We start from the raw sequence: 17,063 nt of genomic DNA on the forward strand, positions 1-17,063 counted from the left end.
AGGACTTCACATGTCCATCGAGATCCAGAAGGTCACCGCGAACATCGGCGCCCGCGTGTCGGGCGTGGACATCGGCAAGCCGCTGTCGGCCGAGGAGGTGACGGCGATCCGCGAGGCACTCAACGTCCACAAGGCGCTGGTCTTCGACGACGTCCACCTCGACGACGCGGGCCAGGAGGCCTTCGCCCGCCGCTTCGGCGACCTCACCACCGCGCACCCCACGGTGCCCGCCGTCGACGGCGCCCCGAACGTGCTGCCCGTGGACAGCGAGCGCGGCCGTGCCAACCACTGGCACACCGACGTGACGTTCGTCCTCAACCCGCCCCAGGCCAGCACCCTGCGCAGCATCACGGTCCCGCCGTACGGCGGCGAGACCCTGATCGCGAACTCCGCGGCGGCCTACCGCGACCTGCCCGAGCCGCTGCGCGTCCTGGCGGACACCCTGTGGGCGGAGCACACCAACGACTACGACTACGCCGTACCGGAAGAGTCCATCGACGCCGACCGCGCCGCCCAGCGCGCCCAGTTCACGTCCATCACGTTCCGCACGGTCCACCCGGTCGTCCGCGTGCACCCGCTGACCGGCGAACGCGGCCTGTTCATCGGCGGGTTCGCGCAGCGGATCGTCGGCCTGTCGACGGGTGAGTCCCGCAAGATCCTGGACCTCCTCCAGAGCTACGTCACCCGCCCCGAGAACATCCTCCGCTGGCGCTGGTCCCCCGACCAGCTCGTCCTGTTCGACAACCGCATCACCCAGCACTACGCCATCGACAACTACGACAACCAGCCCCGCCGGCTCAACCGCGTCACCGTCGCCGGCGACATCCCGGTCGGCGTCGAGGGCAAGGAGAGCTACTCGATCGAGGGCGACGCGTCGCACTACACATCCGTGGCGGAGTGACCACACCGAGGCTTTTCGCTGCTAAGTTGTAGTTGCAAGTTATGTGCAATAAGAAGTCCGGAGGGGACCGATCCGCCATGCCCGTCTACACGCTTCCTGACCTGCCCTACGACTACGCCGCGCTCGCCCCCGTGATCAGCCCCGAGATCATCGAGCTGCACCACGACAAGCACCACGCGGCGTATGTGAAGGGCGCGAACGACACGCTGGAGCAGCTGGCGGAGGCACGGGACAAGGAGCAGTGGGGGTCGGTCAACGGGCTGGAGAAGAGCCTGGCCTTCCACCTCTCCGGCCACATCCTGCACAGCATCTACTGGCACAACATGACCGGCGACGGCGGCGGCGAGCCCCTCGCGGCGGACGGAGTGGGCGGTCTCGCGGACGCCATCGCCGACTCCTTCGGCTCCTTCGCCGGCTTCAAGGCCCAGCTCACCAAGGCCGCCGCGACGACCCAGGGTTCGGGCTGGGGCGTCCTCGCCCACGAGCCGCTCAGCGGCCGTCTGATCGTCGAGCAGGTCTACGACCACCAGGGCAACGTCGGCCAGGGCTCCACCCCCCTCCTGGTCTTCGACGCCTGGGAGCACGCCTTCTACCTCCAGTACAAGAACCAGAAAGTCGACTTCATCGAGGCCATGTGGGCGGTCGTCAACTGGCAGGACGTGGCCCGTCGTTACGACGCCGCGAAGTCCCGCCCGACGATCCTGTCCGCGTGACCCACCGATCCGAATAGATCGTCCTGCCTCGTGATCGTCTTCTCAACCTTCACGCGGGCGGGCGGATGAAAAGGGGAACCCCCGCGAGGACGTGACTCGCGGGGGTTCTCTCCTTCCGACGGATCCGGCCTTCCCCCGGACCTGTATCTCCAGCTGCTGGACCGGGAACAGCCATGACCGTCGACCGCCCATCCTGTGTCCGGGCTAGTGCGTCCCTTCGCCGTTCTGTGCCGGACCGAAGGCGTAGCGGACCAGTTCCCCGTCCTTCTTGGGAACCGCCAAGTCGAACGTCCCGTCGCCGGTGACGAGTTCGTAGCGTTCGAACTTCGGCCCCATCGGCACCTTCTCCCCCGTGGGCTTGAGCGAGAAGGGCGGTCTGAGGATCGCGTTCCGGTCTCCTCTGCGATCGCTCCAGCTCGGCTGCCCATCGGCCGAGAGGCGCAGGTAACCGGATCTGAGCCTCGCGATCTGCTTGCCCTTACCTACCGTGACCCTGGCCTCCCCGGCGATGGTCTTCGTCATCCCCATGACAAGCAGTGCCTGTCCGCTCTTGTAGTCCTCGATGTCCCGCGCGGGCGAGCGTCGCCGGATCCACGTCCACCGCAACAGCACGTCCACCATGGTCAGCGTCCCCGCGGCACGCCGTGCTCCCTGCATCCCCTGCCCCATCATTTCCTCATTCCGCGGCCACGGCAGCAGCCCACCGCACAACGGCGGTGCGGGCGGCGCGGTCGCATTGATTCACGTGGCATGAAGTCCGACCTTCGAACCTCCGCACTATAGGGATCGCGCCGACCGGGACGCCCAACCGGGGAAGCCCCAGAAAGCCCCCACAGCCGGACCCCGGGGTGAAGACATCCCTCCATGAGCGCCGGCCGGCCTCCGTCGTATCCGCCCCCTACACGCAAGGCACGTTGAGCGAAAGGAGAGCGCCTTCTCCCCGCGTCATGCGAATTTCGGACACCGCCGCGTTCCGCAGCTGCGGGAAAACGCGTCGGTATTCGCTGAGCGGAATCGACAGCAATCGGCACAGAATCAAACGCAGCAAGGTGTTGTGCGCGACTACGAGGACCCGCTCTCCGGAGTGCGCGGCGGCGATGCGCCGCAGAGCGGTCGTTCCGCGTGCCGCGGCCTCCGTCGGGTCCTCGGAGGCCGGGAACGGGTGTGCCACCGGGTCCGACCGGAAGGCCTCCGCCGCCTCGGGGTGCTCCGCCTCGAACTCCGCGAGCGTGCGGCCCTCCATGACTCCGAAGTCGCATTCGCGCAGGGCCGGTTCGGTGTGCGGGGTGAGGTGCAGGGCCTGGGATGCGGGGGCTGCCGTGGCGATCGCTCGGGACAGCGGGGACGTCCAGATCGCGTCGACCGGGTTGGCCTCGGCCCAGCGGCCCAGCGCCTTCGCCTGGGCGAGGCCCGTGTCCGTCAGGGCGACGTCGCTGATGCCGGCGTAGCGGTTCTCGGCGTGCCAGACGGTCTGGCCGTGGCGGGCCAGGAGGAGGGTGGTGGTCATGAGGCGTTCGTGTCCTGGTTCAGGCGGGTGCGGGCATGGGTCGCGACCGGGCTCGGCAGCCAGCCCCGGGTCTCCAGTTCGTCCACCAGGCGAGCGTACGGGCCGGTGAAGCGGGCCGTGCGGAACGCGCGGGGTTCCAGGACCGTGCGGATACGGACCATGCCGTCGGCCACCTCCGCCAGCTCCCCGCCCGCTCCGGTGCCGTACGCCGCCAACACCGCCATTCCCAGGGCCGGTTCGATCTGTTCCGGGACTCGGGCGGGGCGGCCGAGGATGTCGGCGCGGAGCTGGTTCCAGTACGCGCTGCGGGCCGCGCCGCCCGTGAAGGCGAGGGGCCCGTCTATCGGGGCGCCCAGGTGGTCGAGGTAGTCCAGGCACAGGCGCTCGGTGAACGCCACGCCCTGGAGCACCGCCGCCCAGCCGTCCGCCTCGGACGCCGGAGTGCCGAGCGTGAAGGCGGTCGCCTCGGGGGCCAGGAAGGGGAAGCGTTCGCCGGGTGAGGCCAGGGGGTACGTCAGGGCGCCCGACGGTTCGCAGGCCGCCGCCCGGGTGTCCATCGCCGCCGGGTCCAGCCCCGGCGGCAGGGCCCCCGCCCCCACGCTCGACGCCCCGCCCGGCAGCCAACTGCCGTCCGGTGCACGGTGGTTGTAGACCACCCCGGCGTCGTCCCGGACAGGGGCCGGGGACGCTCCCTTGAGAACCAGGGTGGTACCCAGCACCGAATTCCAGGCGCCCGGACGCAGTGCCCCGGACGCGATCTGGGCCGCGCAGCCGTCCGTCATCCCGGCGATGACCGGGGTGCCGGCGGGGATGCCCGTCGCTTCGGCGGCGGTCCGGCAGACCTCGCCCAACCGGGTGCCGGGCCGGACCACCTCCGGCAACCGCTCGGCCAAGTGGGCCAGTTGGGGCGGCCATGCCTCGTGCTCCGCGTCGTAGCCCGTCTTGAGGGCGTGGCTGGAGTCGGTCGGGATCGCCGCTCCCGTCAACTGCGCCGTGATCACGTCGGGTTGGTGGGTCACGCGGCCGGGGCCGTAGGCGTCCAGGAGCCAGAGCGCCTTCGGCAGGGCCCAGCTCGTCTGCATGCCGAGCCGTGCCGCTTCCTCGACCGCGCGGCCGTCGTCGTACATCAACCCCGGTGTGCGCGGGCGGCCTCGGGCGTCCGTCAGCAGGACCGTCCCGGAGGTGCCGCACACCGCGAGGCCGCCGATCGGCCCTCGCGCGGCCGGTGAGGAGAGCGCGGCCCGGGACGCCGTGCACACCGCCTCCCACCACTCCCCCGGGTCCTGCTCGTGCCGTACTCCCTCCCGGCGGCCCGTCAGCGGGGCGGACCCACTGCCGAGGACCGTGCCCTCGGCCGTGACCAGCAGGGCGCGGACGCTCTGCGTACCCAGGTCGATCCCCAGCCACGCTTCCGCTTCGCCCTCGAACATCATCCGGACCTCCCTCAGGGGTTACGCATTCGGCATTCCCCGTTCATCGTGGCGGAGAGGGAGGGAGCCCCACGATGACCGAGACCCTGCGTGTCGTCGCCGCCGGTGACCATTTCGTACTGCCGTCGCTGATCACGGCGGCCATCGCCGAGGAACTGCGCGAACACCCCTTCACCGTAGGAGAGTTGGAGCTTGGCTGGCCGCTGGAGCCCTTCGGTCCCGTCGCCGAGGTGGAGGAGGCGAGCGACGCCGAGGACGAGGTGATCGACGCCCTGCGGGACTGCGGGGCGCAGGTGCTGGTCACCCAGATGGGGCCCGTCACCGAGCGCGTGCTGGCGACCTGCCCGGATCTGCGGCTGGTCGTCGTGTGCCGGGGCGGCCCCGTCAACGTCAACCTGGACGCGGCGAAGACACACGACGTACGCGTGTGCTTCGCGCCGGGGCGGAACGCCGCCGCGACCGCCGAGTTCACCGTCGGGATGATGCTCGCCGCGCTCCGCCGCATTCCGCAGGCGCACGACCTCCTTGCCGGGCAGGGGAGTTGGTCCGGCGGTGCGGCCTACTACACGTACGAACACAGCGGGCTGGAGCTGGAGGACCTGCCGGTCGGGCTCGTCGGGTACGGGGCCGTCGGGAGCCGGGTGGCGCGCGTGCTGTGCGCGTTCGGGGCGCGGGTGATGGTGTACGACCCGTATGTGCACGGCGAGATCCACGGGCTCCGGGTCGGGACACTGGACGAGCTGCTGTGCCGGTCCCAAGTCATCACGCTGCACGCCCGGTTGACCCCGGAGACGCGGGGGCTGATCGGCGCGCGCGAGCTGGCGCTGCTGCGGCCGGGCGCGGTGGTGGTGAACGTGGCGCGGGGTCCGTTGCTGGACGAGGACGCGCTGTGCGACGCGCTGGACGGCGGGCAGGTGGCGGCCGCCGCCCTCGACACCTACGCGCGCGAGCCGCTGCCCGCCGGGGCGCGGCTGTTCGGGTTCGCCGACCGGGTCGTACTGACTCCGCATCTCGGGGGCGCCTCGCGGGCCGTGGCCGAGAAGGCGGCGCGGATCGCCGCGGCGGAGGTGGGACGGTGGGCGCGTCGGGAGCCGCTCGCGCACAGCCTGACCTGAGGATCGTCACCAACTCCGAGGAGGCGTTATGTACGTCGGAATCGATGTCGGCACGTCCACGGTGAAGGCCGCCGCCTTCGACGGCTCCGGGCGTGAACTCGCCGTGGCGGCACGGCCGGTGGAGCTGTCGATGCACGGCGGGTTCGTCGAGCAGGACATGGACGAGGTCTACGGCGCGGTCGTCGCCGTGCTCGACGAACTGACGGCGGGGGTGGACGGGCCAGTCGAGCTGGCCGGGCTGACCGGGCAGGGCGACGGGGTGTGGCTGGTGGACGGGGAGGGGCGGCCGGTGCGGGCGGCGGCGTCCTGGATGGACGGGCGGGCGCACGAACTGCTCGACCGGTGGCTCGCGGACGGCACCTTCGAGACGGTGTTCCGGCGGACCGGGAGTGCGATGTTCCCCGGCTGTCCGGGGCCCCTGCTGGCCTGGTTCGAGGCGCACGAGCCCAAGGCGCTCGACGCCGCCGCCACCGCGCTGTACTGCAAGGACATGGTGTTCCAGCGGCTGACGGGGGCGCGGGCGACCACGGATGTCTCGGACGCGTCGATGCCCTTCCTCGACCCCAGGACGCGGTCGTACGACAACGGTGTCGTGGAGCTGCTCGGGCTGACCCGGCGGCGGGGGCTGCTGGCGCCGGTCGCCGACCCGGTCGCCACGGCCGAGACGCGTGGGGAAGGACTGCCGGCGGGGACCCGGATCGCGAACGGGCCGTACGACCTGCCCGCGTGCGCGCTCGGCGCCGGGGTGACGGAACCGGGTGACGGGCTGCTGATCGTGGGGACCTGCCTCGCCAGTCTGGTCGCGACCACCGAGCTGGATTTGAGCGGTGAACCGGCGGGGCTGTACATCTCCCTCGACCGGCCGGGGCACTGGCTGCGGGCCATGCCCGCGATGGTCGGCACGGCGGCCCTGGACTGGGTGCTGTCGACGACGGGCGTCCGGCACGAGGAGGTGGACGCGCTGCTCGCGGCGACCCCGCCCGGCGCGAACGGGGTGCGGGTGCTGCCGTACTTCGCGCCGTCCGGCGAGCGCGCCCCCTTCGTCGAGCCCCGGCTCCGCGCCGAACTCACCGGCGTCTCCCTGGAGTCGACCCCCGCCGACCTGATCCGCGCGACCTGCGAGGGCATCGGCTACGCGGCCCGGCACTGCCTGGAGGCGGCGGGCCTCACGGGCTCCCTGGCCGTGTGCGGCGGCGGTACGCGCAGCCCCGCCTGGATGCGGCTGCTCGCGGATGTGCTGGGGCGGCCGTTGCGGGTCGTCGAGGGCGAGGTCGGCGCGCGGGGCGCGGTGCTCGCGGCAGCGGAGCGGTACGGGGTCCCGCTGGACGCGGCGGCCTGGACCCGCCCGACGGAGATCGTCGAGCCGGACGCGGGACGGGCCGCCGCCTGCGCCAAGGGCTACGAGGACCACCTCGCGCGGCTGGCGGTGGCGCGGGGGCGGGAGCGATAGGCCGACACGGGACGCCTGAATGGGGGCTGACCGGCTGCGCCCCGGCCCCGTGGGCGTCTACGCTCGCGGGGCCGGGGCGCCGAGTCGCCTCGGGCGGGTCTCGTGGAGGTTCTGCATGGTCTACAAGTGGTGCCCCGGGTGTCGTGGTCCGCTGCGGGAGTTCTGCGGGCTGCGGGACGACGAGGAGCTGGCGTTCGTCCGGGCGGAGAAGAAGGACTTCGCCCCGGAGGCGTACATACGGTGCGCCGTCCCGGGGTGTCGGCGCTACCAGCGGCAGCTCAACTGGCGGGACGGCGGCTACTTCCCCAAGCCGGACGCGAAGGCCTGAGGGTCGGCGCGCGGGCCTAGAGGTTGCTGAAGTCCGGGCCCTTCGTACGGGTGCGCTTCAGCTCGTAGAAACCGGGGACCGAGGCGACCGCGACGGTGCCGTCCCAGAGGCGGGCCGCGTCCTCGCCCTTGGGGGCGGGGGTGACGACCGGGCCGAAGAAGGCGATCTGCTCGCCGTTGGGGCCGGGGACGGCGATGACGGGGGTGCCGACGTCCGGGCCGACCTTGTCGATGCCCTCCTTGTGGGAGGCGCGCAGCTCGGCGTCGAACTCGAAGTCGTCCTGGTCCGCGTAGTCGATCAGGTCGGCGGGCAGGCCGACGTCGGCGAGCGCGCCGGCGATGGCCTCGACGGTCGGACCCTCGCCGTTGTTGTGGATGCGGGTGCCCAGCGCGGTGTAGAGCGGGCCGAGGACGTCCGAGCCGTGCTTCTGCCAGGCGGCGGTGACCACGCGGATCGGCTTCCAGGCCTTGGTGGCGAGCAGCTCGCGGTACTCGTCGGGCAGCTCGTCCAGCTTGGGCTCGTTCAGGACCGCCAGGCTCATGATGTGCCAGCGGACCTCGATGTCCCGGACCTTCTCCACTTCCAGCACCCACCGGGAGGTCATCCAGGCCCACGGGCACAGCGGGTCGAACCAGAAGTCCACGGGGGTCTTGGCGGTCTCAGACATGACGCTCCTCGGAATACGGCCGTTTCCTTGGGGCAACACCGCTCTTTCACCCCTCATTCCCGGGTGCCCACGGTCAGGGGCGCATGGCAGGATCGGCCCTGACCGCATATCGAACACCATCCGAGGGAGTGCCTCCGTGCCCGGTGAGAATCTGACCCGCGACGAGGCCCGCGAGCGGGCCGCCCTGCTGTCCGTCGACGGGTACGACGTGTCTCTCGACCTGCGCTCGGCGGTCGGTGACGACGCCGGCGCGGGGCCGCGGACCTTCCGGTCGGTGACGACGGTCCGGTTCCGCTGCGCCGAGCCGGGCGCGGCGAGCTTCGCGGACCTGATCGCACCGTCCGTGACCGCGGTGTCGCTGAACGGCAAGGACCTCGACCCGGGCGCGGTCTTCGACGGCACGCGCATCCAGCTGGAGGACCTGGCCGCCGAGAACGAGCTGATCGTCGACGCGCAGTGCGCGTACTCCCGTACCGGCGAGGGCATGCACCGCTTCGTCGACCCCGAGGACGGCGAGGTCTACCTCTACACGCAGTACGAGCCGGCCGACTCCCGGCGCGTCTTCGCCACCTTCGAGCAGCCGGACCTCAAGGCGCCGTTCCGCGCCGAGGTGAAGGCCCCCGAGGGCTGGACGGTGTGGAGCAACGGCGTCGGCGAACTGACCGACGGCGTATGGAGGTTCGCGGAGACGAAGCCGATCTCGACGTACATCACGGCGTTCCTCGCGGGCCCGTACCACTACGTCACGGACGCCTACTCGCGCACCTTCGACGACGGTACGACGCTGGAGATCCCGCTCGGCGCGATGTGCCGCAAGGGGCTCGCGCCGCACTTCGACGCCGACGACGTCTTCCTGATCACCAAGCAGGGCCTGGACTTCTTCCACGACCACTTCGACTACCCGTACCCCTTCGGGAAGTACGACCAGGCGTTCGTGCCGGAGTACAACCTCGGGGCGATGGAGAACCCGGGGCTCGTCACCTTCCGCGAGGAGTACATCTTCCGGGGGAAGGTCACGCAGGCGTCCTACTCGGGGCGGGCGAACACGATCCTGCACGAGATGGCCCACATGTGGTTCGGCGACCTCGTCACCATGGAGTGGTGGGACGACCTGTGGCTGAAGGAGTCCTTCGCCGACTTCATGGGCGCGTTCGCGCTGGTCGGCGCGACCCGTTTCACCGACGGCTGGATCACCTTCGCCAACCGCCGCAAGGCGTGGGCCTACCGCGCGGACCAGCTCCCCTCCACGCACCCGGTGACCGCCGACATCCGCGACCTCCAGGACGCCAAGCTCAACTTCGACGGCATCACGTACGCCAAGGGGGCGTCCGTACTGAAGCAGCTGGTGGCGTACGCCGGGCAGGACGCGTTCCTGGAGGGCGCGCGCCGCTACTTCAAGCGGAACGCGTACGGCAACACGCGTCTCGGTGATCTGCTGTCGGTGCTCGAGGAGACGAGCGGGCGGGACATGACGTCCTGGGCGCGGTCCTGGCTCCAGACCGCCGGGGTCAACTCCCTCACCCCGCAAGTGGTGCTGGACGTGGAGGGCGGCCGGGTCGCCGAGCTGACCGTGCTCCAGGAGGCGCCCGAGTCGCACCCCGAACTGCGCCCGCACCGGGTGGCGGTGGGCCTCTACCGCATGGAGGACGGCCGGCTCGTGCGCTACGAGCGGGCCGAGGTGGACGTCGACGGTCCGCGCACGGTCGTGGTGGAGCTGGCCGGTGCGGACGCGCCGGAGCTGGTGCTCGTCAACGACGACGACCTCACGTACTGCAAGACCCGCTTCGACGCGACCTCGCTGGACACCCTGCGCGATCACCTCGGGGCGCTGACCGACCCGATGGCGCGTGCGCTGTGCTGGTCGGCGCTGTGGAACATGACGCGGGACGCGCTGCTGCCCGCGCCGGACTTCATCGACCTGGTGATGCGCTTCGGGCGCCGGGAGACCGACATCGGCGTGCTCCAGATGCTGCACGCGTGGGCGAACTCGGCGCTGGTCAACTACTCGCCGCCGTGGTGGCGCGAGACCGGCGCGAAGCTCCTGGCGCATGTCGCGCTGCGGGATCTGCGGGACGCCGAGCCGGGCAGCGAGCACCAGCTGGCGTGGGCGCGGTTCTACGCGTCGGTGGCGTCGGCGCCGGAGGAACTCGCCCTGCTGCAAGCCCTGTTGGACGGCACGGAGCAGATCGAGGGCCTGGCCGTCGACCAGGAGCTGCGCTGGGCGTTCCTGGAGCCGCTGGCCGCGCACGGTGCCGCCGACGAGACGGCCATGGCCGCCGAACTGGCCCGGGACGACACCGCGTCGGGCAAACGTCACCAGGTCCGCTGTCTCGCCGCCCGGCCCTCGGCGGCCGTCAAGGCGCAGGCGTGGGCGCAGGTCGTGGAGTCGGACGCGCTGTCGAACGCGCTCGTCGAGGCGACCATCGCGGGGTTCACGCAGCCCTCGCAGCGGGAGTTGCTCGCGCCGTACACGGAGAAGTACTTCGCGGCGATCGAGCGGGTGTGGGCGGAGCGGTCGATCCAGATCGGCGTGGACGTGGTGCGGGGGCTGTTCCCGGCGTACCCGGCCGCGGCGGACGCGCAGGCGACGCTGAACGCGACGGACGCCTGGCTGACGTCCCACGAGGAGGCCGCGCCGGCGCTCCGGCGGCTGGTGCTGGAGGCGCGGGACGATCTGGCGCGGGCGCTGCGGGCGCAGGCGGCGGACAACGAGGGGCGCGGCGCCGAGGGCTGATCTATGACCGGTCGGCGGGTGGTGCTCCGGCCAATGGTCCAGCCGTGCTTTGGCCTGTGATTGGCCTCTCCGTGACCGTTACCGAATACGGGTAATCGCACCCGTAACCCCTGGTCCACCCCATCTGGACCAGGGGTTTCCGGCGCCTACTCGGCATCCGAACGCCTGTCCTTTAGTACCGCGTTGTCCGGATTTGTCGACGGGCGTGTAACAGCGGTTAGGGAGCGGACGCCGCGCGGGAAACCCCGTTGCATGAACCACGACACCCCGCTCTCCCCCCGCCCCCTCAGCCACCTCTCCGAGGTCCACCGCCGGGTCCTGACGACGGCTCAGCTCCGGGCGCACGGTGTCCCGGCGGCCGAGGTGAACGAGCAGTGCCGCCCCGACGGTCCGTGGCAGCAGTTCCTCCCCGGCGTGGTCCTGCTGCACTCCGGCCCGCCGACCGGCGAGGAGCGGGTGCACGCGGTACTGCTGTACGCGGCGCGGGAGCGGACGGCGGGGGTCCCGGTCCAGCCCGGCGCGGAGGAGCCGCACCGCCCGGTGTACGCGGAGACGATGCTCACCGGCATGGCCGCGCTGACCCTGCACGGCTTCAGCTCCGCCCCGGAACTGGCCTCCCTCGACCAGCTCGACGTCCTGGTCCCCCGTATGCGCCGGCTGCGCTCGACGGGCTGCGCGCGGATCGTCCGCACCGCCTCGCTCCCCACCCCGCGGCAGGTGAGGGGCGTCCCGGTCGCCCCGGTGCCGCGGGCCCTCGCGGACGCGGTGGCCGAGCTGTCTGACGCCAACGCGGTGCGCGGGCTGCTCACCGAGGCGGTACGCGGTGGCCACTGCGAACCGGCCGCGGTGGTACGGGAGTTGAACAACGCCAAGCTGCTGAGCCGCCCGCACGTGGTGGACGCGGTGGACTCGTTGCTGGCCGAGGGCCGCGCGATCGCCGAGGACCGCCTCTACCGGATGGTGAGCGAGTACGGCCTCCCCGACCCGGTGTGGAACGTCGACCTGCGCCTGCCCGGCGGCCCGCACCTCGGCGGCCTCGACGCGTACTGGCCCGAGCAGGCGGTCGCCGTGGAACTCGACACCCGCGCCCCGCGCCAGGGCCATCGGCAGGACGACGACGCCCTGTGGTCGGAGTACGCCCGCAAGCGCGAGCATCTGGAGCGGCTGGGCATCACCGTCGTCCACATCACCCCGAAGAAGCTCCGGGACGCGAAGGAGCAACAGGCGGCGGTGGTCCGTACGGCGCTGATGGCGGCGGCCGACCGCGATCCGGCCGCGTATGTCGTGGTGCTGCCCCGGTAGTGACGGACCGGGGCGGGATCAGGAGGGGAGAGGAGGGGCCACCGGGGGGTCGGTGGCCCCTCCTCATGTCTGCCCCACAGGCCCCGTGTCCGCCCTACAGGGGTTCGGGCAGCGGCGGCGGGGCGGCGCTGGTCGTCGTGTGTCCCGCGTGCAGGCCGTCGATGAGGGCGGCGTACGAGGCGATCATGCGCGTACGGCTGAAGCGTTCGCGGCTGCGGGCGTGGGCCTCGGCGAACTCCGCGCGGCCTACGACCGCCTCGGTCCAGGCCGACGCGATGGCGTCCGGGTCGGGGGGTGTCACGATGCCGTGTCCGGCGACGATGGAGGCGCTGTCGCCGACGTCGGTGGCGACGGGGACGGCGCCGCACATCATCCCCTCGATCAGGCAGAGGGGTGCGGCCTCACCGAAGGACGAGGTGAGGGCGACGACGTCGGACCCGGCGTAGACGGTCTCCATGTCCCGCCGCACGCCGAGGAGATGGAGCCGGTCGGTGAGCAGGGCCCGCTCCGGCCCGAAGGCGTCGTCGATGTCGGCGGAGAGGGCGGGCTGGTCGTGGTCGGTCATGCCCGCGCCGCACATCAGCACATGCCCGGCGGGTTCGCGCCGTAGCCATGCGCGGGCCGCGCGGAGGAAGAGGGGGATGTTCTTCATCGTGGCGTAGCGGGCCGCGAAGACGACGACGGGGGCGGTGTCCGGGATGCCGAGGGAGGCGCGCAGGGCAAGCCGCCGGGCCGGGTCGGGACGGAAGCGGAGCAGGTCCACGCCGTTGGGGATGACGTGGAGGACCTCGGGCGGGATGCCTGCGGCCTGGTAGGCATCGCGGGTGGACTCCGCGCAGCAGACGGCGGCGACGACCTTGCCGTCGGCGATGGCGGACTTCAGCTCGTCGAGGGCGGTGCCCGAGTGCTCGGGGTCCGAGCGGTGCAGGCACGCGACGATCGGGCGGCGGGGCAGGCCCGCCCGGTTGAGCAGGGAGAGCGGCTGCTCCTTGAGGGACAGGACGACGTCGGCGTCGGCGAGGGCACGGGCGGTGTCGGCGAGTTCGGGCCCGCTGAACCCTTCCGTGACCGGATCGCCGTCGCCGTGGAAGCTGCGGCCGAGGGTGGAGACGCCGACGCCGGCCGCGGTCAGCTGCTGGTAGCAGGCGTCGTTCTCCATGGCCTGCCGGGTTGCTTCTCGGTGTACTTCTCCGTGGATGCTGAGCACCGTATGGTGCTGGCCGCCCTCGACCAGCCCCAGTACGACGTCGCTGTGGACGATGCGGGCTCCTCCGGAGAAGAACCCCTCGTAGACCGACAGCACGTGCAGCTCGTGTCTAGCGCGCACACGACCACCCGCCTTGCGTATGAATCGAGCCATCCCCGTGAACAGCGGGTTAGCCGTTATGAGGCGGCACGGACATTTCGTCCGAATGAACTGGGCGTCTCGTGTCTGGGTCCGGTTGGTTATCCGGGGGTCAATTGGTCCGGGCCGCGTGGCGTGGCGGCCGGGCGAGTGGGCTGCGGCCGTCAGCCCTTCTTCAGGAGCAGTTCCGTGTTGCGGTCCTTCGCGTCGCCGCCCAGCACCGTGCTGGAGCCCGGCGCGTTGTACGACAGCTCGCGGTACAGGGCCGCGAGGCCGGTCTGGGTGAGGTCGGAGAAGTCGGTGCGGTGCGGGGCCGCGGACTCGATCAGCGTGGTGAAGAGGGAGAGCGTGCCGTCCTTGTTGTCCACCAGCTCGATGACCCGGGCGAGCTGGGGATAGTCGACGTGCGAGGCGGTCGAGATCTCCCAGAAGCTGCGGCCGTCGGGCGCCGAGTGCGGGGTGATGACGTTGCGGTGGATGTGGCCGTTGACCCAGGCCAGCACGTTCGGGTGGCTGCCGAGGAGCGCGACGACCGCGGAGCCCTCGTAGCGGCGCTCGGTGGGGTGCGCCGGGTCGGGGCGGGTGTTGTCCATCGTCTTGCTGGTGTGGTGGCTGAAGATCACCGCGTAGGAGTCCTTGTTGTCGCGGAGCGTCTTGTCCAGCCACCTCAACTGCGTTGCCCCGATGGACCCTTCGTAGTGGCCGCCCGCGTCCGTGGTGTCGAGGCTGATGCCGATCACGTCGTCGGCGATGCGGAACGCGTAGTACTGCGTGCCGGCGTCCACGTTCGCGGAGGAGTAGCCGTGCCCGACCGGGCCGAGACCCTGGTACGCCGGGTCGAGGTGGGCCTTGAGGTACTCGGCGGAGGTGTAGGGGGCGCGCTTCTCGTCCGGCGTGATCGAGCGCATCGAGCGCGCGTGGGCCTTGAGGAAGTCGCGGTAGCCGGAGCCCTTGGGGTCCTTGGCGTCCCGGATCGAGTTCTGGAGCTTCTTCGCCTCGGCCGCCGTCGCGGTCATCAACTTCTTGCCGCCGATGGCGAGTTCGGCGAGATACGGGTCGGCGTGGGAGCCGAAGCAGCCGAGCGGGAGGGCGTCGTGGTTGCCGACCGTGGAGTACCAGGGGAGGTTGAGGCCGGGGCTGCGGACCTCGCGGATCGCGGCGGCCAGGAAGCCCTTCAGATGCGGGAAGCCGACCTGCTTGTCGCCGTCGCGCACGGTGGATTCGGGCTGCCAGTACAGCTTGAGGCCGCTGTTCTGGACGCCCTCGTAGTGGCGCGGGTCGCCGGTGTTGGGGGTGAAGCGGCCGCCGCTCATGATCTTCATGAACCATTCCAGCTCGGACGTGGCGTTGTTGTCCGTGTTGTCGCCGGTGGTCATCACGAAGTGCAGCGGGGAGCCGGTCACCGGGGCGCCGCGCAGCGCGTTGACCCGCTCGACCAGCGAGATCCCGCCCTGCACGGTGAGCGCCTCGTGGGGGCGCCAGGCGTGCTTGTCGGTGGAGCGCAGGTACTCCAGGCGCAGCGGGTGCTGGCTGTCCATCAGGTGCAGATCGGTGAACTGCACGAACGACGCGAGTGCCGTACGACGGCCCGCGCGGCCGGACTTGGCGGCGGCGAGGTCGGCGCGTACGACGCGCTTCCAGCCGGCGCCGTCGCCGAGGCGGCGGAAGCCGGAGCCGGTACGCGGGGCGGCGACCGTGGCGAGGGTGGTGCCCTTGGTGTACGGGGCCAGGGGTGCGGCCGGTGCCTTCCGGGACTGTGCGACGGGCGCCTCGCCGGTACCGGTGGCGTCGGCGGTGGCGGCGGCGCTGTCGGTGGGGCGCAGGGCGTACCCGACGCCTGCGGAGACGGACACGGCCGCGGTGGCGGCGAGGACGGTACGGCGGTTGACCCCCAGCACGGAGCTGGCGACAGAGCGTGTGCGCGACATGGCGCGATCTCCCCGAGTACGAACTGCGTCGGCAGTGGTCGCGGGTGTTCGCGGCGATCGGTTTTCGATCGCGGTCGCGAAGTTCCCGCTCGTACTGGATGCTTGGCATCGGGGATGACCTGCGCGTAAACGAGACGGCAACGCGTAGCGCCGATCACCGTACGTGGATCTTGGCGGCCCCTGTGCGTTCGTGAACGCTCGTCGAGCCGCCGGGAGGCCGCTACTCCGTGTTCATCTGCCGGGGTACTGAAGCTGTCCCGGGGCTATGTCGGGGAGGGCTCGATCCGTCCGACGGGCGGGCGCTCCCGCCACAGGCGCAGCGCGGTGTCGATCAGCGGGACCCGGGTGAGGCCGGGGACGTCGTCGAGCGGATGCCAGGCGGCCATGTCGGTGGAGCCGCCGATCTCGTGGCGCAGTTCGCCGCCGACGATCCTCGCCTCGTAGACGATCCGGACGCCGTGGTGGTCGACCTTTCGGCGGTAGCTCCAGGGGACGACGCGGTGGATGGAGTCCATGCCGAGCAGTGCGGTGACCTCGACGTGGTAGCCGGTCTCCTCCTCCAACTCCCGTACGGCGGTGTCGTTCGGGTGCTCGCCGTGGTCCATGCCGCCGCCGGGGAGCACCCACTCGTGTCCGCCGCCCGGCGCGGGTGACCGGGCGAGCAGGAGCCGGCCGTCCCGGACGCAGACGGCGTAGGCGGCGACTCTCAGCTTCTTGCGCATCCGGCAGACATTAATGTCCCTGGGCCGGATTGGCAGGTGAGTATTCGGGGGGCGACCAGCGGAGGGGGACCGCTGCGGGGGTCTCGACCGCCTCGGTGAGGGTGAAGCGGACCCTGCGTTCGCCGTGCTCGTCGAACTCCGGTCGTGCCTCGCCGGTGAGCTGGAGGGTGGTGCCCGTGTTCCAGTCGAGGAAGAGGAGGCCCGCGCGGGGGTCGGCGAGGAGGTTGCCGAGGCTGAGGAACATGGCGTTGCCCGTGTAGTCGGGCCAGACCAGCTCGCGGGGCGAAGTCGGGCGCACGAAGCCGGGGTTGCCGCCCCGGTGGCTGGCGTCGGCGCCGTGCTCGTGGACGGTGGCGAGGAAGAAGGTGTCGGCCGCCGCGATGAACTCGGCCTGGGATGTGGTCAGTTCGGTGCCGTGCCGGGGGCGGGCGGGGTCGCGGTCCGCGACCGTCTCGTAGGACTCTCTCCGCTGGATGTATTTGGGGCAGTTGGCGAACACACGCTCCGCCTCGATCGCCAACCCCCCTGCTGTACGGCGGAGTCGGCCGTCCACTCTCATACGGCGGCGGGTGCGGGGGTCGAGGGCGATGGTGCCGACCGGGAGGTCGTCGGCGTCGGCGAGGGCGCGCGCGAGGGGGTCGGCGGGGCGGGGGTCGCCCGTGACCGAGATCTGGTGCGGGCCCGTCGCGCGGACGAAGCCGGGGGTGCCGGCGAGCGGGGAGGCCCATACCCGGCCCGTCGCGGGGTCGGCCGCGCCCAGGATCAGGAGGGGCTGGAGTTCGAGGAAGGCGGCGGCCACGGGTTTGATGCCCTGGCCGATGATCTGGCCGACGCGGTCGGCGAATTCCCGCACGCCGACCCGGTCCTGCACGGCGCGGGAGCCCGCGTGATAGGTCTCTCCGGCCTCAGCGGCAGCCATGG

The 17,063-nt window shown here is 71.5% G+C and carries 15 protein-coding genes; 7 read left to right on the top strand and 8 right to left on the bottom strand.

The window, feature by feature from the left end; all coding sequences use genetic code 11:
- Window positions 1-10 precede the first annotated feature (10 nt).
- On the top strand, window positions 11-901 hold the full coding sequence (locus tag ACIRB1_RS24535) for a TauD/TfdA dioxygenase family protein (RefSeq protein WP_403466968.1): 891 nt from the start codon (window positions 11-13) through the stop codon (window positions 899-901).
- Window positions 902-978: 77 nt separating this feature from the next.
- Window positions 979-1,614 (top strand): superoxide dismutase, encoded by a 636-nt coding sequence (locus tag ACIRB1_RS24540; RefSeq protein ID WP_352182538.1) that lies wholly within the window; start codon window positions 979-981, stop codon window positions 1,612-1,614.
- Between the two features lie 204 nt (window positions 1,615-1,818).
- On the opposite strand, the gene ACIRB1_RS24545 is transcribed toward ACIRB1_RS24540, so the two are convergent.
- The 3 genes from ACIRB1_RS24545 to ACIRB1_RS24555 all read right to left on the bottom strand — a co-directional run bounded on the left by ACIRB1_RS24545 (window position 1,819) and on the right by ACIRB1_RS24555 (window position 4,554).
- Window positions 1,819-2,235 (bottom strand): hypothetical protein, encoded by a 417-nt coding sequence (locus ACIRB1_RS24545; RefSeq protein WP_403466969.1) that lies wholly within the window; start codon window positions 2,233-2,235, stop codon window positions 1,819-1,821.
- Window positions 2,236-2,512: 277 nt separating this feature from the next.
- Window positions 2,513-3,121, bottom strand: coding sequence for a histidine phosphatase family protein (locus ACIRB1_RS24550; RefSeq protein WP_403466970.1), 609 nt, complete (start codon window positions 3,119-3,121; stop codon window positions 2,513-2,515).
- On the bottom strand, window positions 3,118-4,554 hold the full coding sequence (locus ACIRB1_RS24555) for an FGGY-family carbohydrate kinase (protein WP_403466971.1): 1,437 nt from the start codon (window positions 4,552-4,554) through the stop codon (window positions 3,118-3,120). Before ACIRB1_RS24555 ends, ACIRB1_RS24550 begins: the two co-directional genes overlap by 4 nt.
- A 71-nt stretch (window positions 4,555-4,625) precedes the next feature.
- Between ACIRB1_RS24555 and ACIRB1_RS24560 the strand changes: the two genes are divergently transcribed.
- From ACIRB1_RS24560 to ACIRB1_RS24570, 3 genes are all read left to right on the top strand, one after another.
- Window positions 4,626-5,666: a 2-hydroxyacid dehydrogenase gene (locus ACIRB1_RS24560; RefSeq protein WP_403466972.1), complete on the top strand. Its 1,041-nt coding sequence runs from the start codon at window positions 4,626-4,628 to the stop codon at window positions 5,664-5,666.
- Between the two features lie 28 nt (window positions 5,667-5,694).
- Window positions 5,695-7,116 carry an FGGY-family carbohydrate kinase gene (locus ACIRB1_RS24565; protein WP_352182534.1) on the top strand — a complete coding sequence of 474 codons (1,422 nt, stop codon included), beginning with the start codon at window positions 5,695-5,697 and terminating at the stop codon, window positions 7,114-7,116.
- 115 nt (window positions 7,117-7,231) lie between these two features.
- Window positions 7,232-7,444, top strand: a complete 213-nt coding sequence (locus ACIRB1_RS24570; protein WP_352182533.1) for a hypothetical protein — start codon at window positions 7,232-7,234, stop codon at window positions 7,442-7,444.
- 16 nt (window positions 7,445-7,460) lie between these two features.
- Here the strand turns inward: ACIRB1_RS24570 and ACIRB1_RS24575 are convergent, their stop codons facing one another.
- Window positions 7,461-8,111: a DsbA family protein gene (locus ACIRB1_RS24575; RefSeq protein ID WP_403466973.1), complete on the bottom strand. Its 651-nt coding sequence runs from the start codon at window positions 8,109-8,111 to the stop codon at window positions 7,461-7,463.
- A gap of 136 nt (window positions 8,112-8,247) precedes the next feature.
- Here ACIRB1_RS24575 and pepN point away from each other — a divergent pair, with 136 nt between their 5' ends.
- The gene (gene pepN / locus ACIRB1_RS24580) at window positions 8,248-10,845 is read left to right on the top strand and encodes an aminopeptidase N (RefSeq protein WP_403466974.1); all 2,598 of its coding nucleotides are present in this window, start codon (window positions 8,248-8,250) and stop codon (window positions 10,843-10,845) included.
- A gap of 252 nt (window positions 10,846-11,097) precedes the next feature.
- A complete protein-coding gene (locus ACIRB1_RS24585; RefSeq protein ID WP_403466975.1) occupies window positions 11,098-12,147 on the top strand; it encodes a hypothetical protein in 1,050 nt (349 codons plus the stop codon).
- Window positions 12,148-12,241: 94 nt separating this feature from the next.
- Here ACIRB1_RS24585 and ACIRB1_RS24590 read toward each other — a convergent pair whose 3' ends face one another.
- From ACIRB1_RS24590 to ACIRB1_RS24605, 4 genes are all read right to left on the bottom strand, one after another.
- The gene (locus tag ACIRB1_RS24590; protein ID WP_403467149.1) at window positions 12,242-13,450 is read right to left on the bottom strand and encodes a glycosyltransferase; all 1,209 of its coding nucleotides are present in this window, start codon (window positions 13,448-13,450) and stop codon (window positions 12,242-12,244) included.
- Between the two features lie 206 nt (window positions 13,451-13,656).
- Complete coding sequence (locus ACIRB1_RS24595) at window positions 13,657-15,420, bottom strand: TIGR03767 family metallophosphoesterase (protein WP_403466976.1); 1,764 nt, start codon at window positions 15,418-15,420, stop codon at window positions 13,657-13,659.
- A 263-nt stretch (window positions 15,421-15,683) separates the two neighbouring features.
- A complete protein-coding gene (locus ACIRB1_RS24600) occupies window positions 15,684-16,142 on the bottom strand; it encodes an NUDIX hydrolase (protein WP_403466977.1) in 459 nt (152 codons plus the stop codon).
- A 10-nt stretch (window positions 16,143-16,152) separates the two neighbouring features.
- Window positions 16,153-17,061, bottom strand: a complete 909-nt coding sequence (locus tag ACIRB1_RS24605) for a pyridoxamine 5'-phosphate oxidase family protein (protein WP_403466978.1) — start codon at window positions 17,059-17,061, stop codon at window positions 16,153-16,155.
- Between the last annotated feature and the right edge of the window lie 2 nt (window positions 17,062-17,063).

Origin of the sequence: Streptomyces sp. NPDC096013, from assembly GCF_044763565.1 — a bacterium.
In the GTDB taxonomy this organism is placed as follows: Bacteria; Actinomycetota; Actinomycetes; order Streptomycetales; family Streptomycetaceae; genus Streptomyces.